This is a genomic window from Longimicrobium sp., from assembly GCF_036399255.1.
Lineage (GTDB): Bacteria > Gemmatimonadota > Gemmatimonadetes > Longimicrobiales > Longimicrobiaceae > Longimicrobium.
In genome coordinates this window covers 210,229-230,868 of record NZ_DASWNM010000016.1, presented here as the reverse complement: position 1 = coordinate 230,868, position 20,640 = coordinate 210,229, and the positions used below count along the sequence as shown (strand labels likewise).

Annotated in this window: 19 protein-coding genes; 10 read left to right on the top strand and 9 right to left on the bottom strand. The window is 67.7% G+C overall.

The annotated features are described in order from the left end of the window. Nucleotides 1-135: 135 nt before the first annotated feature. Nucleotides 136-573 (bottom strand): MarR family winged helix-turn-helix transcriptional regulator, encoded by a 438-nt coding sequence (locus VGC13_RS02160; RefSeq protein ID WP_331123549.1) that lies wholly within the window; start codon nt 571-573, stop codon nt 136-138. 283 nt (nt 574-856) lie between these two features. Further along, nucleotides 857-2,125 (bottom strand): phospholipase D-like domain-containing protein, encoded by a 1,269-nt coding sequence (locus VGC13_RS02155; protein ID WP_331123548.1) that lies wholly within the window; start codon nt 2,123-2,125, stop codon nt 857-859. A gap of 225 nt (nt 2,126-2,350) precedes the next feature. Between VGC13_RS02155 and VGC13_RS02150 the strand changes: the two genes are divergently transcribed. After that, on the top strand, nt 2,351-2,770 hold the full coding sequence (locus VGC13_RS02150) for a VOC family protein (protein WP_331123547.1): 420 nt from the start codon (nt 2,351-2,353) through the stop codon (nt 2,768-2,770). Between the two features lie 153 nt (nt 2,771-2,923). Here VGC13_RS02150 and VGC13_RS02145 read toward each other — a convergent pair whose 3' ends face one another. The 4 genes from VGC13_RS02145 to VGC13_RS02130 all read right to left on the bottom strand — a co-directional run bounded on the left by VGC13_RS02145 (nt 2,924) and on the right by VGC13_RS02130 (nt 4,571). After that, the gene (locus tag VGC13_RS02145) at nt 2,924-3,163 is read right to left on the bottom strand and encodes a hypothetical protein (protein WP_331123546.1); all 240 of its coding nucleotides are present in this window, start codon (nt 3,161-3,163) and stop codon (nt 2,924-2,926) included. 83 nt (nt 3,164-3,246) lie between these two features. Next, on the bottom strand, nt 3,247-3,642 hold the full coding sequence (locus VGC13_RS02140) for a hypothetical protein (RefSeq protein ID WP_331123545.1): 396 nt from the start codon (nt 3,640-3,642) through the stop codon (nt 3,247-3,249). Nucleotides 3,643-3,732: 90 nt separating this feature from the next. After that, complete coding sequence (locus VGC13_RS02135; protein ID WP_331123544.1) at nt 3,733-4,077, bottom strand: hypothetical protein; 345 nt, start codon at nt 4,075-4,077, stop codon at nt 3,733-3,735. Between the two features lie 86 nt (nt 4,078-4,163). Then, on the bottom strand, nt 4,164-4,571 hold the full coding sequence (locus tag VGC13_RS02130; RefSeq protein ID WP_331123543.1) for a hypothetical protein: 408 nt from the start codon (nt 4,569-4,571) through the stop codon (nt 4,164-4,166). Nucleotides 4,572-5,823: 1,252 nt separating this feature from the next. On the opposite strand from VGC13_RS02130, the gene VGC13_RS02125 reads away from it, so the two are divergent. From VGC13_RS02125 to VGC13_RS02115, 3 genes are all read left to right on the top strand, one after another. Continuing rightward, on the top strand, nt 5,824-7,677 hold the full coding sequence (locus VGC13_RS02125) for an RICIN domain-containing protein (RefSeq protein WP_331123542.1): 1,854 nt from the start codon (nt 5,824-5,826) through the stop codon (nt 7,675-7,677). 248 nt (nt 7,678-7,925) lie between these two features. Then, nucleotides 7,926-8,138, top strand: a complete 213-nt coding sequence (locus VGC13_RS02120; RefSeq protein ID WP_331123541.1) for a hypothetical protein — start codon at nt 7,926-7,928, stop codon at nt 8,136-8,138. 189 nt (nt 8,139-8,327) lie between these two features. Continuing rightward, entirely contained in the window at nt 8,328-9,284 is a 957-nt protein-coding gene (locus VGC13_RS02115) for a zinc-dependent alcohol dehydrogenase family protein (protein ID WP_331123540.1), read from the top strand. A gap of 93 nt (nt 9,285-9,377) precedes the next feature. Here the strand turns inward: VGC13_RS02115 and VGC13_RS02110 are convergent, their stop codons facing one another. Next, on the bottom strand, nt 9,378-11,105 hold the full coding sequence (locus VGC13_RS02110; RefSeq protein ID WP_331123539.1) for a serine hydrolase domain-containing protein: 1,728 nt from the start codon (nt 11,103-11,105) through the stop codon (nt 9,378-9,380). Between the two features lie 235 nt (nt 11,106-11,340). Between VGC13_RS02110 and VGC13_RS02105 the strand changes: the two genes are divergently transcribed. Continuing rightward, nucleotides 11,341-12,048, top strand: a complete 708-nt coding sequence (locus VGC13_RS02105; protein ID WP_331123538.1) for a hypothetical protein — start codon at nt 11,341-11,343, stop codon at nt 12,046-12,048. Nucleotides 12,049-12,105: 57 nt separating this feature from the next. Here the strand turns inward: VGC13_RS02105 and VGC13_RS02100 are convergent, their stop codons facing one another. Further along, on the bottom strand, nt 12,106-12,261 hold the full coding sequence (locus VGC13_RS02100; protein ID WP_331123537.1) for a hypothetical protein: 156 nt from the start codon (nt 12,259-12,261) through the stop codon (nt 12,106-12,108). Nucleotides 12,262-12,747: 486 nt separating this feature from the next. On the opposite strand from VGC13_RS02100, the gene VGC13_RS02095 reads away from it, so the two are divergent. After that, nucleotides 12,748-13,845 (top strand): hypothetical protein, encoded by a 1,098-nt coding sequence (locus tag VGC13_RS02095; RefSeq protein WP_331123536.1) that lies wholly within the window; start codon nt 12,748-12,750, stop codon nt 13,843-13,845. Beyond that, entirely contained in the window at nt 13,842-14,546 is a 705-nt protein-coding gene (locus tag VGC13_RS02090; RefSeq protein WP_331123535.1) for a restriction endonuclease, read from the top strand. Before VGC13_RS02095 ends, VGC13_RS02090 begins: the two co-directional genes overlap by 4 nt. 84 nt (nt 14,547-14,630) lie before the next feature. Here the strand turns inward: VGC13_RS02090 and VGC13_RS02085 are convergent, their stop codons facing one another. After that, nucleotides 14,631-17,021: a glutamine--tRNA ligase/YqeY domain fusion protein gene (locus tag VGC13_RS02085; protein ID WP_331123534.1), complete on the bottom strand. Its 2,391-nt coding sequence runs from the start codon at nt 17,019-17,021 to the stop codon at nt 14,631-14,633. 590 nt (nt 17,022-17,611) lie between these two features. On the opposite strand from VGC13_RS02085, the gene gltX reads away from it, so the two are divergent. The 3 genes from gltX to tadA all read left to right on the top strand — a co-directional run bounded on the left by gltX (nt 17,612) and on the right by tadA (nt 20,598). Beyond that, nucleotides 17,612-19,054, top strand: a complete 1,443-nt coding sequence (gene gltX, locus VGC13_RS02080; RefSeq protein ID WP_331123533.1) for a glutamate--tRNA ligase — start codon at nt 17,612-17,614, stop codon at nt 19,052-19,054. Between the two features lie 274 nt (nt 19,055-19,328). Then, nucleotides 19,329-19,985 carry a transcriptional repressor LexA gene (gene lexA / locus VGC13_RS02075; RefSeq protein ID WP_331123532.1) on the top strand — a complete coding sequence of 219 codons (657 nt, stop codon included), beginning with the start codon at nt 19,329-19,331 and terminating at the stop codon, nt 19,983-19,985. A gap of 1 nt (nt 19,986) precedes the next feature. Next, on the top strand, nt 19,987-20,598 hold the full coding sequence (gene tadA / locus VGC13_RS02070; protein ID WP_331123531.1) for a tRNA adenosine(34) deaminase TadA: 612 nt from the start codon (nt 19,987-19,989) through the stop codon (nt 20,596-20,598). Nucleotides 20,599-20,640: the final 42 nt, after the last annotated feature.

Genomic DNA, 20,640 nt, shown 5'->3' with positions numbered 1-20,640 from the left:
GTGCAGTGTACAAACGAGTTACGGAGCGGCGCCTCCCTCAGGAAGTCAATCACGCTGAAAGGTTTGGCAACACCCTCTGAGGGAGCCGGCGCCCCTCAGGAAGTCACTCCTCGCAACGGTTTTTCCGGCACTGTCTCAATTGCGCGCGAGCGGTTGCAGCAGTCGGCTGAGCTCGCGGACGGAGGCCTCGTCCATGCCGGCGAACAGGGATTCGTTCGCGGCGCGGATCACGTCGTCCAGCGCCGCCAGCAGCGCCAGGCCGCGCGGCGTGATGGTGCGGCGCACCTGCCGGCGGTCGCGCTCGCCGCGCTCGCGATCCACCAGGCCCTTCTGCTCCAGGCGGTCCAGCAGCCGCGTGACGCCGGGATTGCGCTCCATCATCCGCTCCCCGATCTCCAGCGTGGGCAGCGGCTCCGGATGCGCGCCGCGAAGGATGCGCAGGACGTTGTACTGCTGCCCCGTGATCCCGTGCGGCTCCAGCGCGTCGCTCATCCGCCGCCGCACCGTGTCGGCCGCGCGCAGGATGGCGACGACGGCCTGACCCGCGGCGGGCGGGTCCGGATGGGCGGCCAAGGCGTTCCTCCGTTCGCGTGATCGTCCGGCTCAATCGAGGATAGATCAGAATGCTTGATTGGTCAAGCATCTAAGCCGATAGCCGGAAGCCGCTGCGCGACGGTCATTCGCAAAGCATTCGTGATCGCCTCCCTGCCACCGTACGCGCCCCCGGCGCCGACTGGCTGCCGCGCTGGATCCATCCACAGAAATGACTCACGCAGAGACGCGGAGGAGAAAGGGATGGGAGAGAAAACCCTTCGCCCATTCTTCTCTCCGCGTCTCCGCGTGAGGCCGGTCTTTTTCAGGGATAGACGTACACGTCCTCGTCCTCCGTCATCCGCTCCCAGCTGTAGCGGAACGAGGCGTAGATGGTGTCGTCCTCGAGCTTTACGAACAGCTCGTCGTTGAGGTAGTTGGCGGAGTGCGACAGGTTGTGCGAGCCGGTGAACACGATGCGCCGCGTATCGGCCGATCCCGCGTACCGCCCCTTGACCAGGATGAACTTGTCGTGCGTGTTGATGCGCCGCACGGCGATCCCCGCGCTGCGCAGTGTGGCCAGCGGCTGCGCGCCGATCGATCCCACCGCCACGGAAACCCAGCACCCCGCCCGCTTCTTGGCGACGAGAAGCTCCGCCACGTTGTTGCGCGTGTCGTTGAACATGTTCTCGGCCACGCGAATGGCGCACGCCGTGTCGGGCTCCACGTAGGTGAGGCGGTTGTACACCAGGTCCGTCTGCTGCTCGGGCGAGGCGTACACCTGCAGGTTGAAGCTGCTGCCGCCAAAGTATCCGCGCCCGGTCCCCGAATCGTAGAAGTCGTTGTTGGTGTAGCTGGTCTTGGCCCAGAGCGGCGCCCAGTACTTGTTGACGAAGTTGTCGTACAGCGTCTTGTCGCCGTAGACGGTGACGGTGTTGTTGTACGTGTTGGCGCCTGTGGCGTACGTCAGGTTGGCGGATCCGAACCAGCTCACCCAGTCGCGCACGGCGCCGGTCGCGTCCCTGGTGCGGCTGAACAGGAACAGCTTGGAGTGCATGATGGCGCTGGCGTGCCGCGCGATGCATCCGTCCCATCCCCCGCCCGTGTAGCTGCCGCCGTTCACGCACCAGCGAAACCGCGCGCCCGATCCGCCGTCCAGGTACGCCTGCAGGTCCTCGGGCGAGGTGTCACCGTCGTCCGCCGGGTCGCCCGGGTGGTGGTTGCCGCTCATCACGACGTAGATGACCACGCCGCGGTCCTTGGCCCGCTGCAGCGCCGCCTGCACCACGTTGGCGCTGATGTTGTGCACGGCGGTGCGGATGGTGGACCCCGCCGGCGCGCTGTCGATCAGGTAGATGACGTGGTTCAGGATGCTCATGTCCTGCGTGGCGCCGCCGCGCATGTCGGTGAAGTGCGCCTCCATGCGTACCGCGCCCTGCGTGGCCGCCGCCATCACGCGCGACGGTCCCTCGGGAGCGGCGGCGGCTTCGCGCCCGGGCGTTACGACGGAGGGCGCATCGTGGCACGCGGCGGCGAGCGCCAGCGTGATTCCCGCGCCAGCGACAAGGCAGCGGCCGAGGAACGTGCGGTTCATGGGGATGATTCGGGATCGGGGGAGACCGCGGGATGGGAGTCCCCGCATCCGCCGCTAAAAACGTTCCGTAATGGATTGCCGGCGGCGCGCGCAGGTGATGGCTGCTTCCGCCGCAGCCTTGCCAGCGCGAGCGGCGGCGGCCACTTTCGCGGCGATGTGCCCGACATGTCGCAGGGCACCGATCCCATCCGGAACCCGTTCCATCCACCATCCCGCGGAGCAGCCATGGCAGCCGGCACGTCGCGCAGCATCTTCGTCAACCTGGCCGTGAAGGATCTCGACCGGTCCGTTGATTTCTTTACGAAGCTGGGGTTCCGGTTCAACGCGCAGTTCACCGACGAGAGCGCCACCTGCATGGTCATCAGTGACCACGCGTACGTGATGCTGCTGGTTCACGACCGCTTCAAGGACTTCACGAAGAAGCAGATCGTGGATTCCACCACGCACACCGAGGTGCTGGTGGCGCTGTCGGCGGAGAGCCGCGAGGCGGTGGACGCAATGGTGAACGCGGCGCTCGCGGCGGGCGGCTCGCCGGCCAACGATCCGCAGGACCACGGCTTCATGTACGGATGGAGCTTTCAGGATCCCGACGGCCACATCTGGGAGGTGATGTGGATGGACCCGGCCTTCGTGCAGCCGCAGTAGCCGGTCGCCACGCCGCGCACCCGGCACGCACGCGACGGCCCGCGATCCACCATGGATCGCGGGCCGTCCGCGTACGGTCTGTGAAGCCGCTGGATCGGCCGGCGGGCGATTGGCGGAAGCGCGTCCCGCTCCGCCGCCGCGCGCCGGTTGGGATCAGCCGCCGGTGCCGCCCAGGAAGGGGCTGCGGGCGCCGTCCCCGCCGTCTTCCGCGCCCTGGCGGGTACCGCCGCCCATCAGGGTGCTGTTCGACGACGCCGAGTCCGTCGCCTCACGGGTGCCGGTGCCAAGGTAGGTGCTGTTCAGCGGGCGCACGTCGGCGGGTACCGTGGGGCTCTCCTGGCAGGCGGCCAGCATCGCGGCCAGCGCCAGCGGAAGTGCAATGCGGATTTTCATGGTTCACCTCGTGGTTGATGGCTCCTCGTAACATTCCGGGTGGCGAGGCCTGCCGGCTGGCGCGGCCTCGTCCCGGTGGCAGGCTACTCGCCGCCGCCGCCGCCCATGAGCGGGCTGTCGTCTTCTTCTTTGCCTTCCTCGCGGGCGCCGCTGCCCATGAGGGCTCCGTTCACCGACGATGAGCCCGGCTGGTCGCGAAAACCGCCGCCCACGTAGCCGCTGCTCGCCTGCACCGCGTCCTGCGCGTCGCGATTGCCGCCACCCAGGTACGCGCTGTTCGCCGACGCCGCGTCCTCCTCCGCGCGGTGTCCGCCGCCCATGTAGGCGCTGTTCGCCGAGGCCCAGTCCGTTGCCTCACGGCTGCCGCTGCCGATGAAGGTGCTGTTCAGCGGGCGCACGTCGGCGGGTACCGTGGGGCTCTCCTGGCAGGCGGCCAGCATCGCGGCCAGCGCCAGCGGAAGTGCAATGCGGATTTTCATGGTTCACCTCAATCGTCAGTGGTTGATCGCTTCGGAAGATCCGGGACGGCGAGGCCCCGGCGGACCGGCAGCCTCGCCTCCGCCGCGGGGTTACTCGCCGCCACCGCCGCCCATGTACGGGCTGTCCTCGCCTTCCTCCTCGCCCTCCTCACGGGCGCCGCCGCCGATGAACGCGCTGCTGGCTGGCTCCGCGTCTTCCTCCACACGGTATCCACTGCCCAGCAAGGCGCTGTTCGCCGACGCCGCATCGTCCTCCACGCGGTTTCCGCCGCCCATGTAGATGCTGTTTACCGACGCGGAGTCCGGCTTGTCACGGTTGCCACCGCCGAGATAGGTGCTGTTCAGCGGGCGCACGTCGGCGGATACGGTCGGGCTTTCCTGGCATGCGCTCAGCGCGGTGGCCAGCGCGAGCGCGATTGTGATGCGGATCTTCATGTTCACCTCGGTCGTCGTGTCTGGTGACGTTCGAAAGAATCCGGAGGCGAGGCCCGGCCGCGCCGGAGCCTTGCCTCCGCGACTGGTTATTCGCTGCCGCCGCCACCCAGCATGGGGCTGTCCTTTTCGCCTTCGTCCACGCGGACGCCCGAGCCCATGTAGCTTGAGCTCGCTGTCACCGCATCGTCCGTCCGGGTGCCGCCGCCCACGTACGCCGAGCTGGTGGATGCCGCTCCGTCACCGTCACGGTTGCCGCTGCCCATGAACGTGGAACTGGTGGATGCCGCGCCGTCACCGTCACGGTTGCCGCCGCCCACGTAAACCGAGTTGGTCGAGGCCGAGTCGCTGCCGTCGCGCAGGCCCGTGCCGATGGCGGGGGAGCCGTCGCGCAGGATGGATCCGTCCGCCGGCGCGGTGCGTCCGGGCGCGGTGGGGCTGCCCTGGCAGGCGGCCAGGGCGGCCGCGAGAACGAGAGAGAAGTTGCGGATTCGCATGAGTCACCTCGAGGAAAGTTCTGGAACCGACCCGCCTGCTGGCGGATCTGCTCCAAAGCTGAAAGAACCGAGGCGACACCGGTAGCAAACGGGGACGGATCCGGCCGTCGATGGTGCGGATCAGTCCGGCAGGCGGGACGAAACTTGTGGATTGGCGGGGCGGGGGAGAGGCCCGCGAGTTCGGCGGGTCATGTCATCGTCATCTGAGAGTGCGTTCAAGCTTTGCGGGTTTCCTGACGCAAACGCTTGACTTCCTGAGAGTGTGTTTGAGAATCCCTGCGCTCGCGCCCGTATGTCATTTCGAAGGAGGCGCCACACCGTACCATCGGCTCGCACGGAATCCGGCGCGCCGACTGAGAAATCTACTGTCTGCTGCTGGTGCCCCGCCGCACCGCTCCGGCACTGGCCCTGTCCGCCCGTGTCGTAGCCGCGAAGTACGCACGGCTACCGCGTCTGCCCTCCAGCAATCCGAAAGTAGATTCCTCGGCCCTGCAACCTCTGGTGTGAAAGCAGGCTACGGCGTGGCCGGGCCTCGGAATGACAGCGCTGGTAGATCTGCCTGGATGCGCAGCGTCGGATTCTTAAACACGCTCTGAGGGAGCGCACACGTCTAACCAGAAGTCACGCTACAGATTGCGCGCGACCGAAGGACCTCGTCTCGGCGGCGCAGGGGCCAGATCAGGGCACGGGACCAGCCCCGTCGTTCTGCTGGCGAGGTCCTTCGGTCGGCGCGAAGGTGCAGTGTACACGCGGGTCACGGGGCGGCGCCTCCCTCAGGAAGTCAATCACGCCGGGAGGTTGGCAACACCCTCTCAGCCTCAGAGGGTGTTGCCAAATCTTGAATCCATAACGAAGCGGTGACTTCCTGAGGGAGCGCATCACGTCTAACCAGAAATCACACTACAGATTGCGCGCGACCGAAGGACCTCGTCTCGGCGGCGCAGGGGCCAGATCAGGGCACGGGACCAGCCCCGTCGTTCTGCTGGCGAGGTCCTTCGGTCGGCGCCAGGGTGCAGTGTACAGGCGAGTTACGGGGCGGCGCCTCCCTCAGGAAGTCAATCACGCCGACAGGTGATCATCAGGACGCGGTCTTTTTGCGGATCGGGATTATCAGCAGGCACCCGCACGACCACCGTCTCGCACCGGCTTCATCCGCTTTCCCCTGTGTTTGCCCGCCATCACAGTCTGGCGTATACTGGCAGGAATCCACCCGGTCTCCATCTGACGGTACTCGCCTCCACGGAGAAAGCCCATGCCCGGTACGCGGATCCGCGCGCTGCTCATCGCCGTTGCGCTGGGCGTGCTTCACCTGGGATGCGACGAGGTCAGCGGCCCCGCGCCCGGCATTCTGCCGCCGGACGCGCCGCCCGCCCGGAGCGTCGCGGCCAGCTACCGCAATCCCATCCTGGGCCCGGACGCGCCCGATCCCCACGTGGCGTTCCTGGAGGGGAAGTACTGGATCTATCCCACGTCCGAGGGCGGGCAGCGGTTCCACGCCTGGTCATCCACCGACCTGGTGAGCTGGGTGGACGAGGGCGTGGTGCTGGACCTGGGCCCGGGGGTAAGCTGGACCGACTGGAACGGCTGGGCGCCGGCCATCGCCTACCGCAACGGCCAGTACTACTTCTACTACTCGGCCAACGGGCCGCACCCCGACAGCAAGATCGGCGTGGCGGTGGGCACGTCGCCGCGCGGGCCGTTCACCGACATCGGACGGCCGCTGGTGAGCAGCGACGCGGCGGTGCCGCTGGAGGCCATCGACCCCATGGTGTTCATCGACGGCGACGGGCAGGCGTACCTGTACTACGGCGGATCGGCGGGGAACGGCAACATGGCCATCCACCGCCTGAACCCCGACATGGTTTCGCTGAGCGGTGCCCGCATGGTGCAGAAGCCGCGGTACTTTACCGAGGGGCCGTTCGTCCACAAGCGCAACGGCATCTACTACCTGAGCTACAGCAACGGGGGATGGAACACCCCGGACTACAACGTCCGCTACGCCACCAGCACGTCGCCCGTGGGCCCCTGGACGTACCAGGCGCAGATCCTGTCAAAGGACGCCAATTTCACCGGCCCCGGCCACCACGCGGTGCTGCAGCGGCCGGGCTCGGACGACTGGTACGTCGTCTACCACCGCTACGAGGACGGTACCGAGTTCAACGCAAAGCGGCGCGCCACCGCCATCGACCGGCTTACGTACAGCGGCGGCGTGATCCAGCGCGTCACCATGACCGGCGCCGTGCCCAACGGGCGGTACAAGCTGTTCGCCACGCACAGCGGCAAGGCGCTGGACGTGGGCGGCTGCTCCACGGCCGACGGCGCCGACGTGATCAGCTGGCCGTACTCGGGCGCCACCTGCCAGCAGTGGGACTTCGCGCGGCTGGCGGACGGCCACTACAGGATCACCGCCGCCAACAGCGGCAAGGCGCTGGACGTGGGCGGCTGCTCCACCGCGGACGGCGCGGACGTCATCGTGTGGCCGTACTCCGGCGCCGCCTGCCAGCAGTGGCAGGTGGTAAAGACCGGCCACGACACCTTCAAGCTGCTGGCCAAGCACAGCGGCCGGGCGCTGGACGTGGCGGGGTGCAGCACGGCGGACGGCGCCGACGTCATCGTCCGGTCGTACACGGGCGCCGCCTGCCAGCAGTGGACCGTACGGCAGGCCGCGCAGGTGGTGCCCAACGGCCGGTACAGGCTGCTGGCCCGGCACAGCGGGCAGGCGCTGGACGTGGCCGACTGCTCCACGGCGGACGGCGCGGACGCCATCACCTGGCCGTACTGGGGCGCCACCTGCCAGCAGTGGAACCTGGAGCGGCTGGCGGACGGCTTCTACAAGATCACCGCCGCGCACAGCGGCAAGGCGCTGGACGTGGGCGGGTGCTCCACGGCCGAGGGCGCGGACGTGATCACCTGGCCCTACAGCGGCCTGGCCTGCCAGCAGTGGGACGTGGTGGACGTGGGCGGCGACTACTACCGCATCACCGCCCGCAACAGTGGCAAGGCGCTCGACGTGGCCGGCTGCTCCACCGCCGGCGCCGCCGACGTCATCGTCCGCGCCTACACCGGCGCCGCCTGCCAGCAGTGGCGCATCGCGACCACGCCGTAGGCTACGCGTCGGGGGGATGAGGAGCGTCCAGGCCTGCCGAGCCCCTGTGCGGCGAAGCAGCCAGCGCGGGGACGTCCGCGCCGGCTGCTTTCGAAGATCGGCGGGAGCCCGGTCGCGTTTCCTTTGACGACGAAATAGGAGGATGCTACTGTAGGGGTGGAGGTTTGCCGGGTGATTGCACCCGCATGCCTCGACGGACGCCACGGGTGGCCGTCCGTGCGCTCGCAACGCCGTTCGTGGAGGCAACGATGAAGAAGACCCGGCTCCGGATCGACACGCTTCAGGTGGAAACCTTCGAGCCCGCGGACGACCTGGAGCCGCGCCTGCGCGGCACCGTGCGCGGCGAGATGGCGGACACGCTGGTGCGCTCCTGCCAGACGCAGCAGTACGACTGCACCGCCCAAGGCGGCTACACCTGCGACTACGGCACCTGCGTAAGCGTCCCCGGCTGCGCGGTGTAGCACCACGGCGCCTCTGCGGACCCAAAAACGGCCGGCGATCCACCATGGACCGCCGGCCGCTTTCTTTCCCATCCCAAACCCCCCGAGCTTGCTCACACCGTCAGACGCGAGCCCTGTTTCCGGCTGCGCTCCACCCGGCATGCTTCTCGCCGCCCGCCGACGCTCACCAACGCGAAGAGGAGACACGGGATGCGAGCGATCGTGCTGGAGCGGTTCGGCGGGCCGGAGGTGCTGGAGCTGAAGGAGATCGACCGGCCCGCGCCCGGGCCGGGCGAGGTGCTGGTGCGGGTGATCTGCGCGGGGACCAACCCCGTGGACGCCAAGCTGCGCCAGAACGCCGGCTGGGCGGGGCTCACGCCGCCGCTGGTGGTGGGCTACGACGCGTCGGGCGTGGTGGAGGAGGTGGGCCCCGGCGCCACGGGCTTTGCGCCCGGCGACGAGGTGTACTACATGGACGAGATCTTCGGCAACCCGCTGGGCACCTACGCCGAGTACAACGCCGTCCCCGCGCGCATCGTCGCCCACAAGCCGCGCACCCTGTCGCACGAGCAGGCGGCCGCGGTGCCGCTGGCGGGCGGAACGGCGTGGGAGGCCATCGTCCGCCGCCTGAACGTGCGCCCGGGCGAGACGGTGCTCATCCACGGCGGCGCGGGCGGCGTGGGCTCGTTCGCGGTGCAGTTCGCGAAGGCCGCGGGTGCGCGCGTGCTGGCCACCGCCAGCGCCCGCAACCAGGACGTGCTGCGCGAGCTGGGCGCCGACGTCCCCATCGACTACGGCGCGGAGGACTTCGCCGAGGTGGCCCTGCGCGAGTCCGGCGGGCGCGGCGTGGACGCGGTGTTCGACACCGTGGGCGGCGACCTGGTCAAGCGCAGCATCCCCGCCACGCGCCCGTTCGGCCGGCTGGCGTGCATCCTTACGCCCGAGGGCACGCTGGGCGGCCTTTCGAGCCGGAACCAGACGCTGCACGGCATCTTCGTGATGCGCGAGGCCGAGCGGCTGCGCGAGATGGCCGCCGTCATCGACCAGGGCCGCTGCCGCCCCCTGATCGGCGAGACCATGCCGCTGGAAGACGTGCGCCGCGCCCATGAGCGCCTGGACAGCGGCCACGGCACCGGCAAGGTCATCCTGCGCGTGTCGGAGGGATGATCCCGTAGAACGAATCGGCCGGCGATCCGTGTGCGGGTCGCCGGCCGATCTCGTTTGGCGGGACGGATGCCGGTCCGCCCGTCCGCCGCGTGCCTACGGGTTGCGTGTGCCCTGGAGCTGGCGGCCGGACTGGTGCAGGGTGGCGCCCGTCACGCGGCCGCCTTCGACGGTGAAGACCAGGCGGATCTCGTCGTCGGCCTCGGGGATGAACGCGTGGCCGCCCTGGGCGCGAAGCCGGGTGGGCCGCTGCGGGCCGGGCTGCGCCATCAGCCGGCCCTCCTCGACGTAGATGCGCACCTCCAGCGCCCGCTCGCCCATCCGGAAGGTGTAGCCGCCCTCGTACCGCGCCATCTCCTCGGCCGTCAGCGGCAGGTCGCGGATCGCCGCGGCCTCGTCGCGCGGGGACGGGGCGCGGTCGCCCACGCGGCGGCCGGGGCGCTCCTGCCCATCCGCGTCCAGGACCATCCCCGTCACCGCCCCGCCCGCGTCGCGGGTGAACCGCACCCGCCACGGCGCGCGCTTCAGGAAGAACGTCGAGTCCGAATCCGCGAACATCCGGAAGCGTACGTTGCCTCCCACCCGCAGCGTCATCGCGCCGTCATCCTCCAGCCGCACGAAGGCGGGGCGGGGGGTGCCCAGGTCGTACTCGCCCGCGTAGCGCGCCAGCACCTCGCGCGCGACCCGCACCTCGGGGCGGGCCGCCGGTGCGCCGCGGACCAGGAAGTCCATCGCGAGGTCGTCCTCGAACCCTCCCGTGTTGGTCAGCATCACGAAGCCCGTGCGCCGCGCGGGATCGAACGCGATCATGGTGTTGAACCCGCCCGTGCCGCCGCCATGGGTGAGGATGGTGCGGCCCTGGGGCGTGCGGATCCCCCAGTTCAGGCCGAACGCCTCGCCTGTCGCAAAGCGGTGCCGCTCCTGCTGCGCGGCGCGGATGGCGCGCCCCACGCCGTTGTCCGGCGGGGTGAGCTGCGCGCGCAGGTACAGCAGCATGTCGTCGATGTTGGAGCGCAGCCCGCCCGCGCCCGCGATGCCCTCGCTGGCGTCCCAGTACGGCGCCGGACGGCCGCCTTGCCCCCGTCCCGGGGCCAGCCACGCCGCCATCTCGCCCTCGCGCTCGTAGCGGGTCATCCGCATTCCCAGCGGCTCCAGGATGCGCTCGCGGATGAGGTCCTTGATGCTGCTGTCCGCCGCGCGCCCCAGGGCGATCCCCAGCAGCCCCACGCCCAGGTTGCTGTACTCGAACTCCGCCCCGATGTCGCGCCGCAGCTGGTGGTTGTTCAGGAACTGGTATACGGTCGCGACGCTGTACTCCCGGTAGGGATTGCCGGTGTCGGCGGGGACGAAGTTGTCCGGCATGCGGGGCAGGCCGGAGCGGTGCGTGGCCAGGTCAAGCAGGGTGATCTGGCGCCCGTTGCGCGTGGGGACGCGCACGCTGTCGGGGAGGTACTGCTGCACGGGATCGTCCAGCTTTACCTCGCCGCGTGCCACCATGTCGGCCAGGATGGTGCCCGTGAACGTCTTGTTGATGGAGCCGATCTCGAACACCGTCTGCCGCCCCAGCGGCCGCGCGCCCTCGCCCGCGGACCCGGCGTGCAGGATGCGCGTGCTGCCGTCCGGCTCCAGGATCCCCAGCACGATCCCCGGCGTAGCCCCGTCCTCCACCAGGTAGTCCAGCATCTCCTGCAGGTCCGCGTCAGACGGGAAGCTCGATGTCGCGGCTGTCGTCGTCTGGGCGATGGCGGATGGCGCCATTGCCGCGGTGAGGACGGTGGCCGCGAGCGCGGCGGGGATAAGGCCGAGTGTTCGTCTGATGCGCATGATCATACGTGGTGCGGTGCGAGGCCGGATGGATGGGGATGTGCCGACGCCTACGGGCGGGTGCTGCTCCCGGTTTCAGCCTTTCCCGCGGAATGGCGAACCTGGATCTTTTCCTGGTGGATGGCGCGCCTGAAACCCGGGCGTCTGAATGGCGTAATTCGCCCTGCCGCTTGCGCTGGATGGTTCCGCGCGCGAATCATGCACCCAACGATCCCCTGTCCCCCCGAGTTGAGCGATGATGGACGAGCGCCGGTACCAGGAAGCAGAAGTCGCCGAGATCTTCAAGGCCGCCACCAGCCCACGCGCGGCCCAGGAGCGCGCCCCGGCCACCGCGGGCGGGTTCTCCCTGGCCGAGCTGCAGTCGATCGGCGGCGAGGTGGGCATCGAGCCCGAGCGCATTGCCGAGGCGGCCGCGGCCCTGGAGGTGCGCGGCGTCGCCGCACCGCGCCGCACCCACTTGGGCCTCCCGGTCTCCGTCGCCCGCACGGTAGACCTGCCGCGCGCGCCCACCGACCGCGAGTGGGACATGCTGGTCGCCGAGCTGCGCGAGACGTTCGGCGCGCGCGGAAAGGACCGCTCCAGCGGAGGCCTGCGCGCCTGGAACAACGGCAACCTGCACGCGTACGTGGAGCCGTCCGAAACCGGCTACCGCCTGCGCCTGGGCACCACCAAGGGCGGCGCCGCCCAGGGCATCCAGATGGGGGTGGCCGGCCTGCTGGCGGGGCTGATCCTCGCCGTCCTGCTGTTCGCCGAGGTGCTGGACGAAGACCTGAGTGTGCTGCTGATCCCGGCCCTGGTCGGCGTCGTCATCCTCGTCATGAACGCCATCCGCCTTCCCGGCTGGGCCCGCGAGCGCGAGGCGCAGATGGAGCACATCGCCACCCGCGCCCGCATCCTGATCCCCGCGGCTCCGCAGCCTCTCCCCAGCGGCGACAACAACTAGCCTCACAGGCGGACACGCATCGAGGCGGGCAGGCCAAAGAGCTGCCCGCCTCGTTTTTCACCCGCGCAGCCGCCGCACCACCTCTTCCGCGCCGCGCTTGTACACAGTGACGCACACCAACTCGCCTGCCGCGTCGAGCACCGCCCAGTACCGGCTGTTGCCGTACCTCGCGACCTTGTAGCCCGGCTGCTGCGTGTTCTGCTGAGGGGTCATCGTGGCCTCCAATCGTCTTGACCCTGGCCGCGCAGCAGGGCTATCGTTGGCGAGCGAGCGGCCTTCGGGTCGGTTCGCGATTCGGGGCTGGCCGATTCTTCTTGGCGGGAGAGCGGCCAGCCTTGCTTTTTCGCCCTGCCGTTTACAATATAGTACACAGACTGGCTTTGTCAACCTAATTGTAAACAGTATGAGCGACCAATTTCGTGAAGCGACGGATCGGCTGATCGCCTCAGTGACGCTGGCAGATCTGGCGCGGGAGTTAGGTGTGTCCCATGGGTTAATGCGGCAGGCACGGCTCGGCTCATCCGCTTCTTCGTACCGATTCCCTCCGGCCGGTTGGGAAGCTGCGGTTGGAAGACTTGCCCGTGCAAAGGCCAATGAATTGCTGCACTTGGCCACCCAAATGGATCGCGTGCACGGCACCGGTCCCGCGAATCCCGCAGCCTGATCCCGTTCGAAGACACCAAGATATCGGAGAGGCTCGTGAATGCCCGTGAGTACTATTATACAGTGTTGGCTCCGGATGAGGCTGGATTGTCATATGCTGCTCTCCATTTAGAAGCCGATGGACGTCACTCAACGTACTATGAGGAACACGAGCGACCAACTGAAGAGCAGTGGGCTGCAATCTTTCGGCATGTCCCGGAGCACAGTAACGACGCACTATTGGAAGACGTATTCAAGAAGATTGTAGATCGTTCACCGGTACGCCTTCGGCCCCGGCTGAACAACATGTTCATCGCTAAGAAGCGGGATTTTCGTCCGATTGCCGGCGCTTACTATTTTAACGACTCCTATGAAGGGGAGTTGATACGCTTCAACGTCGGGTTATCTGACGCCTGTTTACAGTACTCTACGCTCTTTGCCGATTTTTTGAACCTACTTCGTGCTCAGGCAAGAAGATCTAACGGAGAGCCTGTTCCGGAGTTTTCGCGACTCTCGGAACGGGTGGCCCGACACGCTGGTCAACTCGCGGAATTGCAGGTGCGTTGGAGCAAGATCGCTGGTGTTGTAGCGCTTGATGAGAACTATCTTCCAACATCACCGGACTCTCTTGAGTATGCTATCAAAACTGCGGTACTTACAGACTATTTCATTTTAGCTCATGAAATCGCACATCACCTCCTTGCGCATACAGGCGCTGAAAATTCGGCGGGCGAGATGTTGGCTAATATTCCGGAGTGGGCTCAGGACTGGATTCGCGTGAAGACATCTCACGCTGTTGAATTTCAGGCTGATGCCCTAGCTGTTCTGCTTCTCACAGGTTCCGGAAGTCAAAGAGAAAAGTCTGACATAGTTTTCGAGCAAAGAGTTTGGGAAGCGGCGATCGGATCAATGCTCGCCCTAACAGTAATCGGTCAATTCGCTGATGATGCGGAGAACGACACTGATACTCATCCCAGCATCCGATCACGGTTCAGTGCTGTCGGGCGCGTCCTCGCTTCTCTCAATGCGCACGCATTCCGTGATGCAGTAGAAGATATTCTTCCTTTTCAGCAACTGCTATTTCGATTCCAGAGGCGCGGTATAGGAAGTTGGGATGCTCAGTTCACTCAGTCCTTAACAAACTCCAAGCGATGATCCGGCTATATGTTCTGAACGGCTGGTGGATTACTGTCAATCAAATTTCACGCGATGGCTGTGGCCATAAGGGAGGAATAGTGGCTAAGAACACTGGTCAAACTCTAGAGGGAGAGGTGCTTGCTGCTGTTCAGAGCGCCGTCAATAAAGGCTTGCTCGGTTGGCATGCTTCAGCGTGTCGTGTGCGCCACCACGCCGCCTATTACTCACGCGATCGGGAGAAGGACATTATCTTTGATGTCTCCATCGAATTGATGCTCCCAAGCTCCTCCAAACCATCCATTATTTGGATTTGGGAATGCAAGGACTACTCATCTCCCGTACCGGTTGACGATCTCGAGGAATTCCACGCAAAGCTTGAACAAATTGGGTCGGCTAATACCAAAGGGACAGTCGTTACTAGGCGGGGTTTTCAGAAGTCTGCGATAAAGTACGCAGTATCGAAAGGAATCGGTCTTGCGCGCCTTCTTCCCCCACATCAAATCCAGTGGGTCATTCACTACCACGCAGAACAGACCGCCGAAGAGTTAGCAGCGGAAGTTGTGGAAGCGCTCATAGACCCGCATTTTGAATCCTTTTCCCGAGAGGCCTACGGATTTACAACGGGCCCTGTGCCTGCCGCGAAAGCCTCATTAGAGGATTTCGTGGCTATGCAGATTGCGGAATGGGGGATGAATCAGGGATATCTTCCAGATACTTAATCACACGCGGACGGAAACGAAAACGCTGGCGATTCTCGCCGCGGACCGCCGGCCGTTTCCGTCCGTGCGTAGTGACGCCGCAACTCAGCCCCCCAGCCGCTCCTGCACCAGTTGGCTGACGCGCGCGGGGTTCGCGTTGCCGCCGCTCTGCCGCATCACTTGGCCAACGAAGAAGCCGAGGAGGCCCGTCTTGCCGGCGCGGTACTCGTCGGCCTTTGCGGCGTTGGCGGCGATCACCTGGTCCACCAGCGGGGCAAGGGCGCCAAGGTCGCTCACCTGGCGCAGGCCGCGGCGCTCCACGATCTCGGCCGGGCTGCCACCGCCGCGCGCCATGTCGGCCAGCACCGCCTTGCCGCTCGCGGCGCTCAGGGTGCCGTCCTCCACCAGCCCGATCAGCTCCCGCAGCTCCGCCGGCGTGAACTCGATGTTGCTGACGCCGCGCTCCTTTACCTCAAGCAGCACCACGTTCACGATCCAGCTCGCCACCGCCTTCGGCGCGGCGCCCAGCCCCACCGTGGTCTCGAACAGGCTGGCCAGCTCGTCGTCGCGCGTCAGCACGTCGGCGTCCGCCTGCGACAGGCCCAACTCCGCCACGAACCGCGCGCGCCTGGCCTCCAGCTCCGGCGAGCGCACGATCTCCATCGCCCCCGCGGGCCGCCCGCTTTCGGAACGGGGTGCGCGCTCCGCCTTCGGCTTCTTCTCCGCTTTCGGCGTCGACACGGGCGTGGCGGCCTTTTCGGCGGCCTTGGCCCAGGCGTCGCGCAGGGTGACGGTGCGGTTGAACACCAGCGCGCCCGGCTTTGAATCCACCGGATCCGCGCAAAAGTAGCCCACGCGCTCGAACTGCCAGCGGCTGCCGGGCTCCGCACCGGCCAAGCTGGGCTCCACGAGCGCGCCCTGGACCACCACCAGCGACTCGGGGTTCAGGTAGTCCTTGAAGTTGCCCTCGCCGCCGTCCGGATCGGGCACCGTGAACAGGCGGTCGTACAGCCGCACCTCCGCGGGCACCGCGTGCTCCGCGCTCACCCACTGGATGGTCCCCTTCACCTGCCGCCCGTCGGGGGTGCTCCCGCCGCGCGTCGCGGGATCGTACGAGCAGCGCAGCTCCACGATCTCGCCCGCATCGTCCTTCACCACCTCGTCGCAGCGGATGACGTACGCGTAGCGCAGCCGCACCTCCGCGCCCGGCGACAGCCGGTGGAAGCCCCTGGACGGCACTTCCATGAAGTCGTCGCGGTCGATGTAGAGGGTCCCGGAGAAGGGCAGGGGGCGCGAGCCTTCCTTCGGCACGTCGTGCGGCCAGAGCGGCGCGTCGAACGTCTCCGTCTCCCCCGGGGGATAGTTGGTGATCGTCACCTTCAGCGGCCGCAGCACCGCCAGCACCCGCGGCGCCCGCGTGTTCAGGTCGTCGCGGATGGCGTACTCCAGCTTGGCGATGTCGATGCGGCTGTTGAACTTGGCCACGCCCATCCGCTCCCAGAAGCCGCGGATGGCCTCGGGCGTCACCCCGCGGCGGCGAAACGCCGCGATGGTGGGCAGGCGCGGATCGTCCCACCCGCTCACGTATCCGCCCTTCACCAGCTCCAGCATCTTTCGCTTGCTGGTGATGGTGTACTCCAGCTCGCCGCGCGCGAATTCGTACTGGTGCGGTCGCGCCGGCGTGCCGCCTTCGGCCCGGACGAAGTCCTGCCAGTGGTCGATGACCCAGTCGTAGACCGCGCGGTTGTTGTCGAACTCCAGCGAGCAGAGCGAGTGCGTGATCCCCTCGATGGCGTCTTCGATGGGGTGCGCGTAGTCGTACAGCGGGTAGATGCACCACGCGTCGCCCGTGCGGTAGTGGTGCGCGTGGCGAATGCGGTACAGCAGCGGGTCGCGCAGCAGCATGTTGTTGCTGGACAGGTCGATCCGGGCCCGCAGCACGTGCGCGCCGTCGGGAAACTCGCCCGCGCGCATGCGCCGGAACAGGTCCAGGTTCTCCTCCGCCGTACGGTCGCGGTACGCCGTGGGCCGCCCCGGCTCCATCACCGTGCCGCGCGCCTCGCGAATCTCCTCGTCCGTGGAGCTGTCCACGTACGCCAGCCCTTTTTCGATCAGGAACTCGGCGAAGCGGTACATCTGCTCGAAGTAGTCCGCCGCGAACAGGGGCGTGTCGCCAAAGTCCGCGCCCAGCCACCGCACCGTGTCGGCGATGGACTCGACGTAGCTGATGTCTTCCGTCTCGGGATTGGTGTCGTCGAAGCGCAGGTTGAAGCGGCCGCCCGTCTCCTGCGCGATGCCGTAGCTCAGCAGGATGGCCTTGGCGTGGCCGATGTGCAGGTAGCCGTTGGGCTCCGGCGGAAAGCGGGTGACGATTTCCTGGTACTTTCCCGCGCGCAGGTCTTCCGCCACGATCGTGCGGATGAAGTCCAGCGCCTCGCGGTCCGCGTAGGCGTCGGTCCGCGGCTCGCTTCCATCTCTGGTTTCGATATCGGTCACGTGACGGCTCTTCGGTCGATGGACGGATGCGGATCCACGAATGCGCGGAGACTGCCGGAACCCCGCTGGAAACCATGTAACGTAACCTACGTCACAAGCGGCTTCAATGCAGCCTGCCTCCGGCCCGGCAAGGCGAATGAATTCGCTGCAACAAGCACACGACGTCCGCCTTCGCGGACAGGCGGTTGCGGGGCAGGTGCGAGTGCCTGCCACGTTGCGGGTTGGGGAAGGTGGTCGGGTGGATGCTTGCCGAAGCGGGATCGAATTCTCCCCTTTCTCCCGCTCCGCGGGGGAGAGGGGCAGGGGGAGAGAGGCCCCTGTCGGGCGCCAGCTCGATGCCGTTCGAAGCTTCCACATCCTTCCCAATCCACTGGCCCTCCCCGCTCCATCCCGTTCGCCGATCCACCATCCCCGGCCCCACCCCAACCTCCCCCAGCAGTTTTGGGGGAGGTGGGCGAGTGGTGCGAGCCCGGAGGGGGCGCCGCGGGTCGCGCACTGGCTTGCCGTTGCGGTCCGGGATAACTTTCTCCCTCGCAGATTCCGACAACCTGCACGGGGTACCCCGTGTTTTCGACGAGACAGACATCCCGATGCCCGACCCCATCCGCGTACGCTTTGCCCCCAGCCCCACCGGCTACCTGCACGTGGGCGGCGCCCGCACCGCGCTGTTCAACTGGCTCATCGCCCGCAAGCTCGGCGGCGTGTTCGTGCTGCGCATCGAGGACACCGACCGCGAGCGCAGCACCGACGCCAGCACGCGCACCATCCTGGATGGGATGACGTGGCTGGGGCTGCACTGGGACGAGGGCCCCGTGCACCAGGCCGACGGCCTTGCGCGCCACCAGGCCGACGCCCGCCGCCTGCTGGACGCCGGCAAGGCGTACCGCTGCTTCTGCACCCCCGAGGAGCTGGCCGCCAAGCGCGAGCAGCTGCAGCACGAGTACCGCTACGACCAGAAGTGCCGCGCCATCCCGGCGGACCAGAGCGACGCGCGCGCCGCCGCCGGCGAGCCGTACACCGTCCGCTTTCGCGTTCCTGACGGCGTGACGCAGTGGGACGACGTCGTCCACGGCGAGACGCGCTTCGAGAACGCCAGCATCGACGACTTCATCATCCTGCGCACCGACGGCACCCCCATCTACAACATGGCCGTGGTGTCGGACGACATCGACATGCGCATCACGCACGTCATCCGCGGCGACGACCACATCCCCAACACGCCCAAGCAGATCCTGCTGTACCAGGCGCTGGGCGCGCCCGTCCCCGCCTTTGCCCACCTCCCCATGATCCTGGGCGGCGACGGCAAGAAGCTCAGCAAGCGCCACGGCGCCACCGCCGTGGGCGACTACGCGCAGCTGGGCGTGCTTCCCGAGGCGCTGTTCAACTTCCTGGCGCTGCTGGGGTGGAACCCCGGCGACGAGCGCGAGGTGATGGGCGTGGACGAGCTGGTGCAGGCGTTCAGCCTGGAGCGCATCAACAAGAAGAGCGCGGTGTTCGACACCGAGAAGCTGTTCTGGATGAACGGCCGCTACCTGGAGCACAAGCCGGCGGACGAGCTGCTCGCCCTGGTCGCGCCGCTGCTGGTGAAGGAGGGGCTGATCACGGAGGCGGAGGCCGAGGCCCGCCGCGACTGGCTGCTGCACCTGCTGGAGCAGCTCAAGGTGCGCGCCCGCGGCATCTACGAGATCCCGAAGATGGCCCGCGTGTACCTGGCCGGCGAGGTGGAGTACGACGCGGATTCCGTCGCGAAGCAGTGGAAGGACCCCGCCACGGCCGAGCGCCTGGGCGTGGCGCGCGACGCGCTGCAGGCGCTGGAGCCGTGGACGGTGGAGGCCATCGAGCCCGCCCTGCGCGCCGCCGCCGAGCGGGCGGGCGTGGGCTTCGGCAAGGTGGCGCAGCCGCTGCGCGTGGCGCTCACCGGCTCGTCCGCGAGCCCGGGAATCGACCACGTGGTCTACCTGCTGGGCCGCGAGGGCGCCCTGCGCAGGATCGACCGGGCCCGCGAGCGGCTGGCCGCGGGGACGGGCGTGTAGTCCGTTCCCGTACACAAATGTTGACTTCGGCCGGGGCGGCGCCTAAGTTGCGCGACGAGGCCAGATAGCGCGTAAACAGGCGCTGCCTGTTTACGCTGGCCGCCGCGGACCGCATGGGGTGGTGGGGAAACGACTTGGGCGGATGTGCGGGGGTGCGCAGCAATCTGTGGCTCCCGCTTGTCGTTCCCGCGCGCGGCCTCTGCAGCAAACGGATTCCCGATTTACCGTCAAATCACCGAGGAGGCAGTAACCCTCGTCCACCGCGGAGGCAGCCATGCCTGAGGCGCTTTCCAAGATCGAGCGCAGGATCCTGAACTACCTTGTGGACTACCTCAAGGAGAACACGTACCAGCCGAGCATTCGCGAGATCGGCAAACGTTTCGGGATCAAGAGCACCAAGACGGTCTCGGAGCACCTGCAGTCGCTGGCGGACAAGGGGTTCATCGAGCGCGACGCCAGCCGGTCGCGCGGGGTGAAGATCCTGGGGATGAACCTGGCGCCCGGCGCGCTGAACGTTCCCGTGTACGGCCGCATCGCCGCCGGCATCCCCGCGCTGCTGCGCGAGGACGTCACCGCCGAGTTCGAGCTCGACCGCAAGCTGGTGGGCAGCAGCGACGCCTTCATGCTCGAGGTCAAGGGCGACAGCATGCAGGCGATGGGCATTCTTCCCGGCGACTACGTCATCGTGGAGCCGGCGGACGAGGGCGACATCCAGAACGGTGACGTGGTGGCCGCGCGGATCGACGGCGACGCCACGGTCAAGCGCTACTTCGCCAACGGCGGCCAGGTGGTGCTGGAGCCGGCGAACACGAGCTACGCGCCCATCCTGGTGCACGAGCACAACGACTTCGCGATCCTGGGCCGGGTGACGGGCATTCACCGGCGGCTGACCCGGGCGCACACGGAGGCCATCGTCACCGGCGCGCACTGACGTGACGGTTTCGGACGACATGACGGGGACCCCGGCGCGCTGCCTGGGTCCCTTTTCCGTTGACCGCGCCGGTGTGGCCGCGGACCACGACGCGCAGCGGCGGCAGGAGGACGAGCGGTGGATGCGGGTGGCGCTTCGGCAGGCCGCCGCCGCCGCCGCGCTGGGCGAGGTGCCCGTGGGGGCGGTGATCGTGCGCGGCGGCCAGCAGGTGGCGCTGGGCCACAACCTCACGCACACGCTGCAGGACCCCAGCGCCCACGCCGAGATGGTGGCCATCCGCCGCGCCGCGCAGGCACTGGGCGAGTGGCGGCTGCTCGACTGCACCCTGTACGTCACGCTGGAGCCGTGCGCCATGTGCTCCGGCGCCATCGTGCTGGCGCGCGTCCCCCGGCTGGTGTTCGCGGCGCACGATCCCAAGGCGGGGATGAGCGGCTCGCTGGCCAACCTGGTGCAGCACCCGCGGCTCAACCACCGCGTGCAGCTCACCACCGGCGTGCTGGCCGACGAGGCGGGCGAGACGCTGCGCGCCTTTTTTCGCGCCCGCCGCCGCGGACGCGCCAATCCGCTGGACGCCTGCGACCCCTCCCCCGGCGCCACGTCGGACCAGGGCTGACGCGAGCGCGAATCCTGCGGCGATGGGTGGCGGTCCGTGTCC

Excerpts from the sequence above, each read along its gene's own strand:
- VGC13_RS02140 (WP_331123545.1), bottom strand. The coding sequence starts at position 3,642 with ATGAAAATCCGCATTGCACTTCCGCTGGCGCTGGCCGCGATGCTGGCC.
- VGC13_RS02115 (WP_331123540.1), top strand. The coding sequence starts at position 8,328 with ATGCGAGCGATCGTGCTGGAGCGGTTCGGCGGGCCGGAGGTGCTGGAG.
- VGC13_RS02135 (WP_331123544.1), bottom strand. The coding sequence starts at position 4,077 with ATGAAGATCCGCATCACAATCGCGCTCGCGCTGGCCACCGCGCTGAGC.
- VGC13_RS02105 (WP_331123538.1), top strand. The coding sequence starts at position 11,341 with ATGATGGACGAGCGCCGGTACCAGGAAGCAGAAGTCGCCGAGATCTTC.
- VGC13_RS02120 (WP_331123541.1), top strand. The coding sequence starts at position 7,926 with ATGAAGAAGACCCGGCTCCGGATCGACACGCTTCAGGTGGAAACCTTC.
- VGC13_RS02125 (WP_331123542.1), top strand. The coding sequence starts at position 5,824 with ATGCCCGGTACGCGGATCCGCGCGCTGCTCATCGCCGTTGCGCTGGGC.
- VGC13_RS02110 (WP_331123539.1), bottom strand. The coding sequence starts at position 11,105 with ATGCGCATCAGACGAACACTCGGCCTTATCCCCGCCGCGCTCGCGGCC.
- VGC13_RS02090 (WP_331123535.1), top strand. The coding sequence starts at position 13,842 with ATGATCCGGCTATATGTTCTGAACGGCTGGTGGATTACTGTCAATCAA.
- VGC13_RS02150 (WP_331123547.1), top strand. The coding sequence starts at position 2,351 with ATGGCAGCCGGCACGTCGCGCAGCATCTTCGTCAACCTGGCCGTGAAG.
- gltX (WP_331123533.1), top strand. The coding sequence starts at position 17,612 with ATGCCCGACCCCATCCGCGTACGCTTTGCCCCCAGCCCCACCGGCTAC.
- VGC13_RS02100 (WP_331123537.1), bottom strand. The coding sequence starts at position 12,261 with ATGACCCCTCAGCAGAACACGCAGCAGCCGGGCTACAAGGTCGCGAGG.
- lexA (WP_331123532.1), top strand. The coding sequence starts at position 19,329 with ATGCCTGAGGCGCTTTCCAAGATCGAGCGCAGGATCCTGAACTACCTT.
- VGC13_RS02145 (WP_331123546.1), bottom strand. The coding sequence starts at position 3,163 with ATGAAAATCCGCATTGCACTTCCGCTGGCGCTGGCCGCGATGCTGGCC.
- VGC13_RS02155 (WP_331123548.1), bottom strand. The coding sequence starts at position 2,125 with ATGAACCGCACGTTCCTCGGCCGCTGCCTTGTCGCTGGCGCGGGAATC.
- VGC13_RS02130 (WP_331123543.1), bottom strand. The coding sequence starts at position 4,571 with ATGCGAATCCGCAACTTCTCTCTCGTTCTCGCGGCCGCCCTGGCCGCC.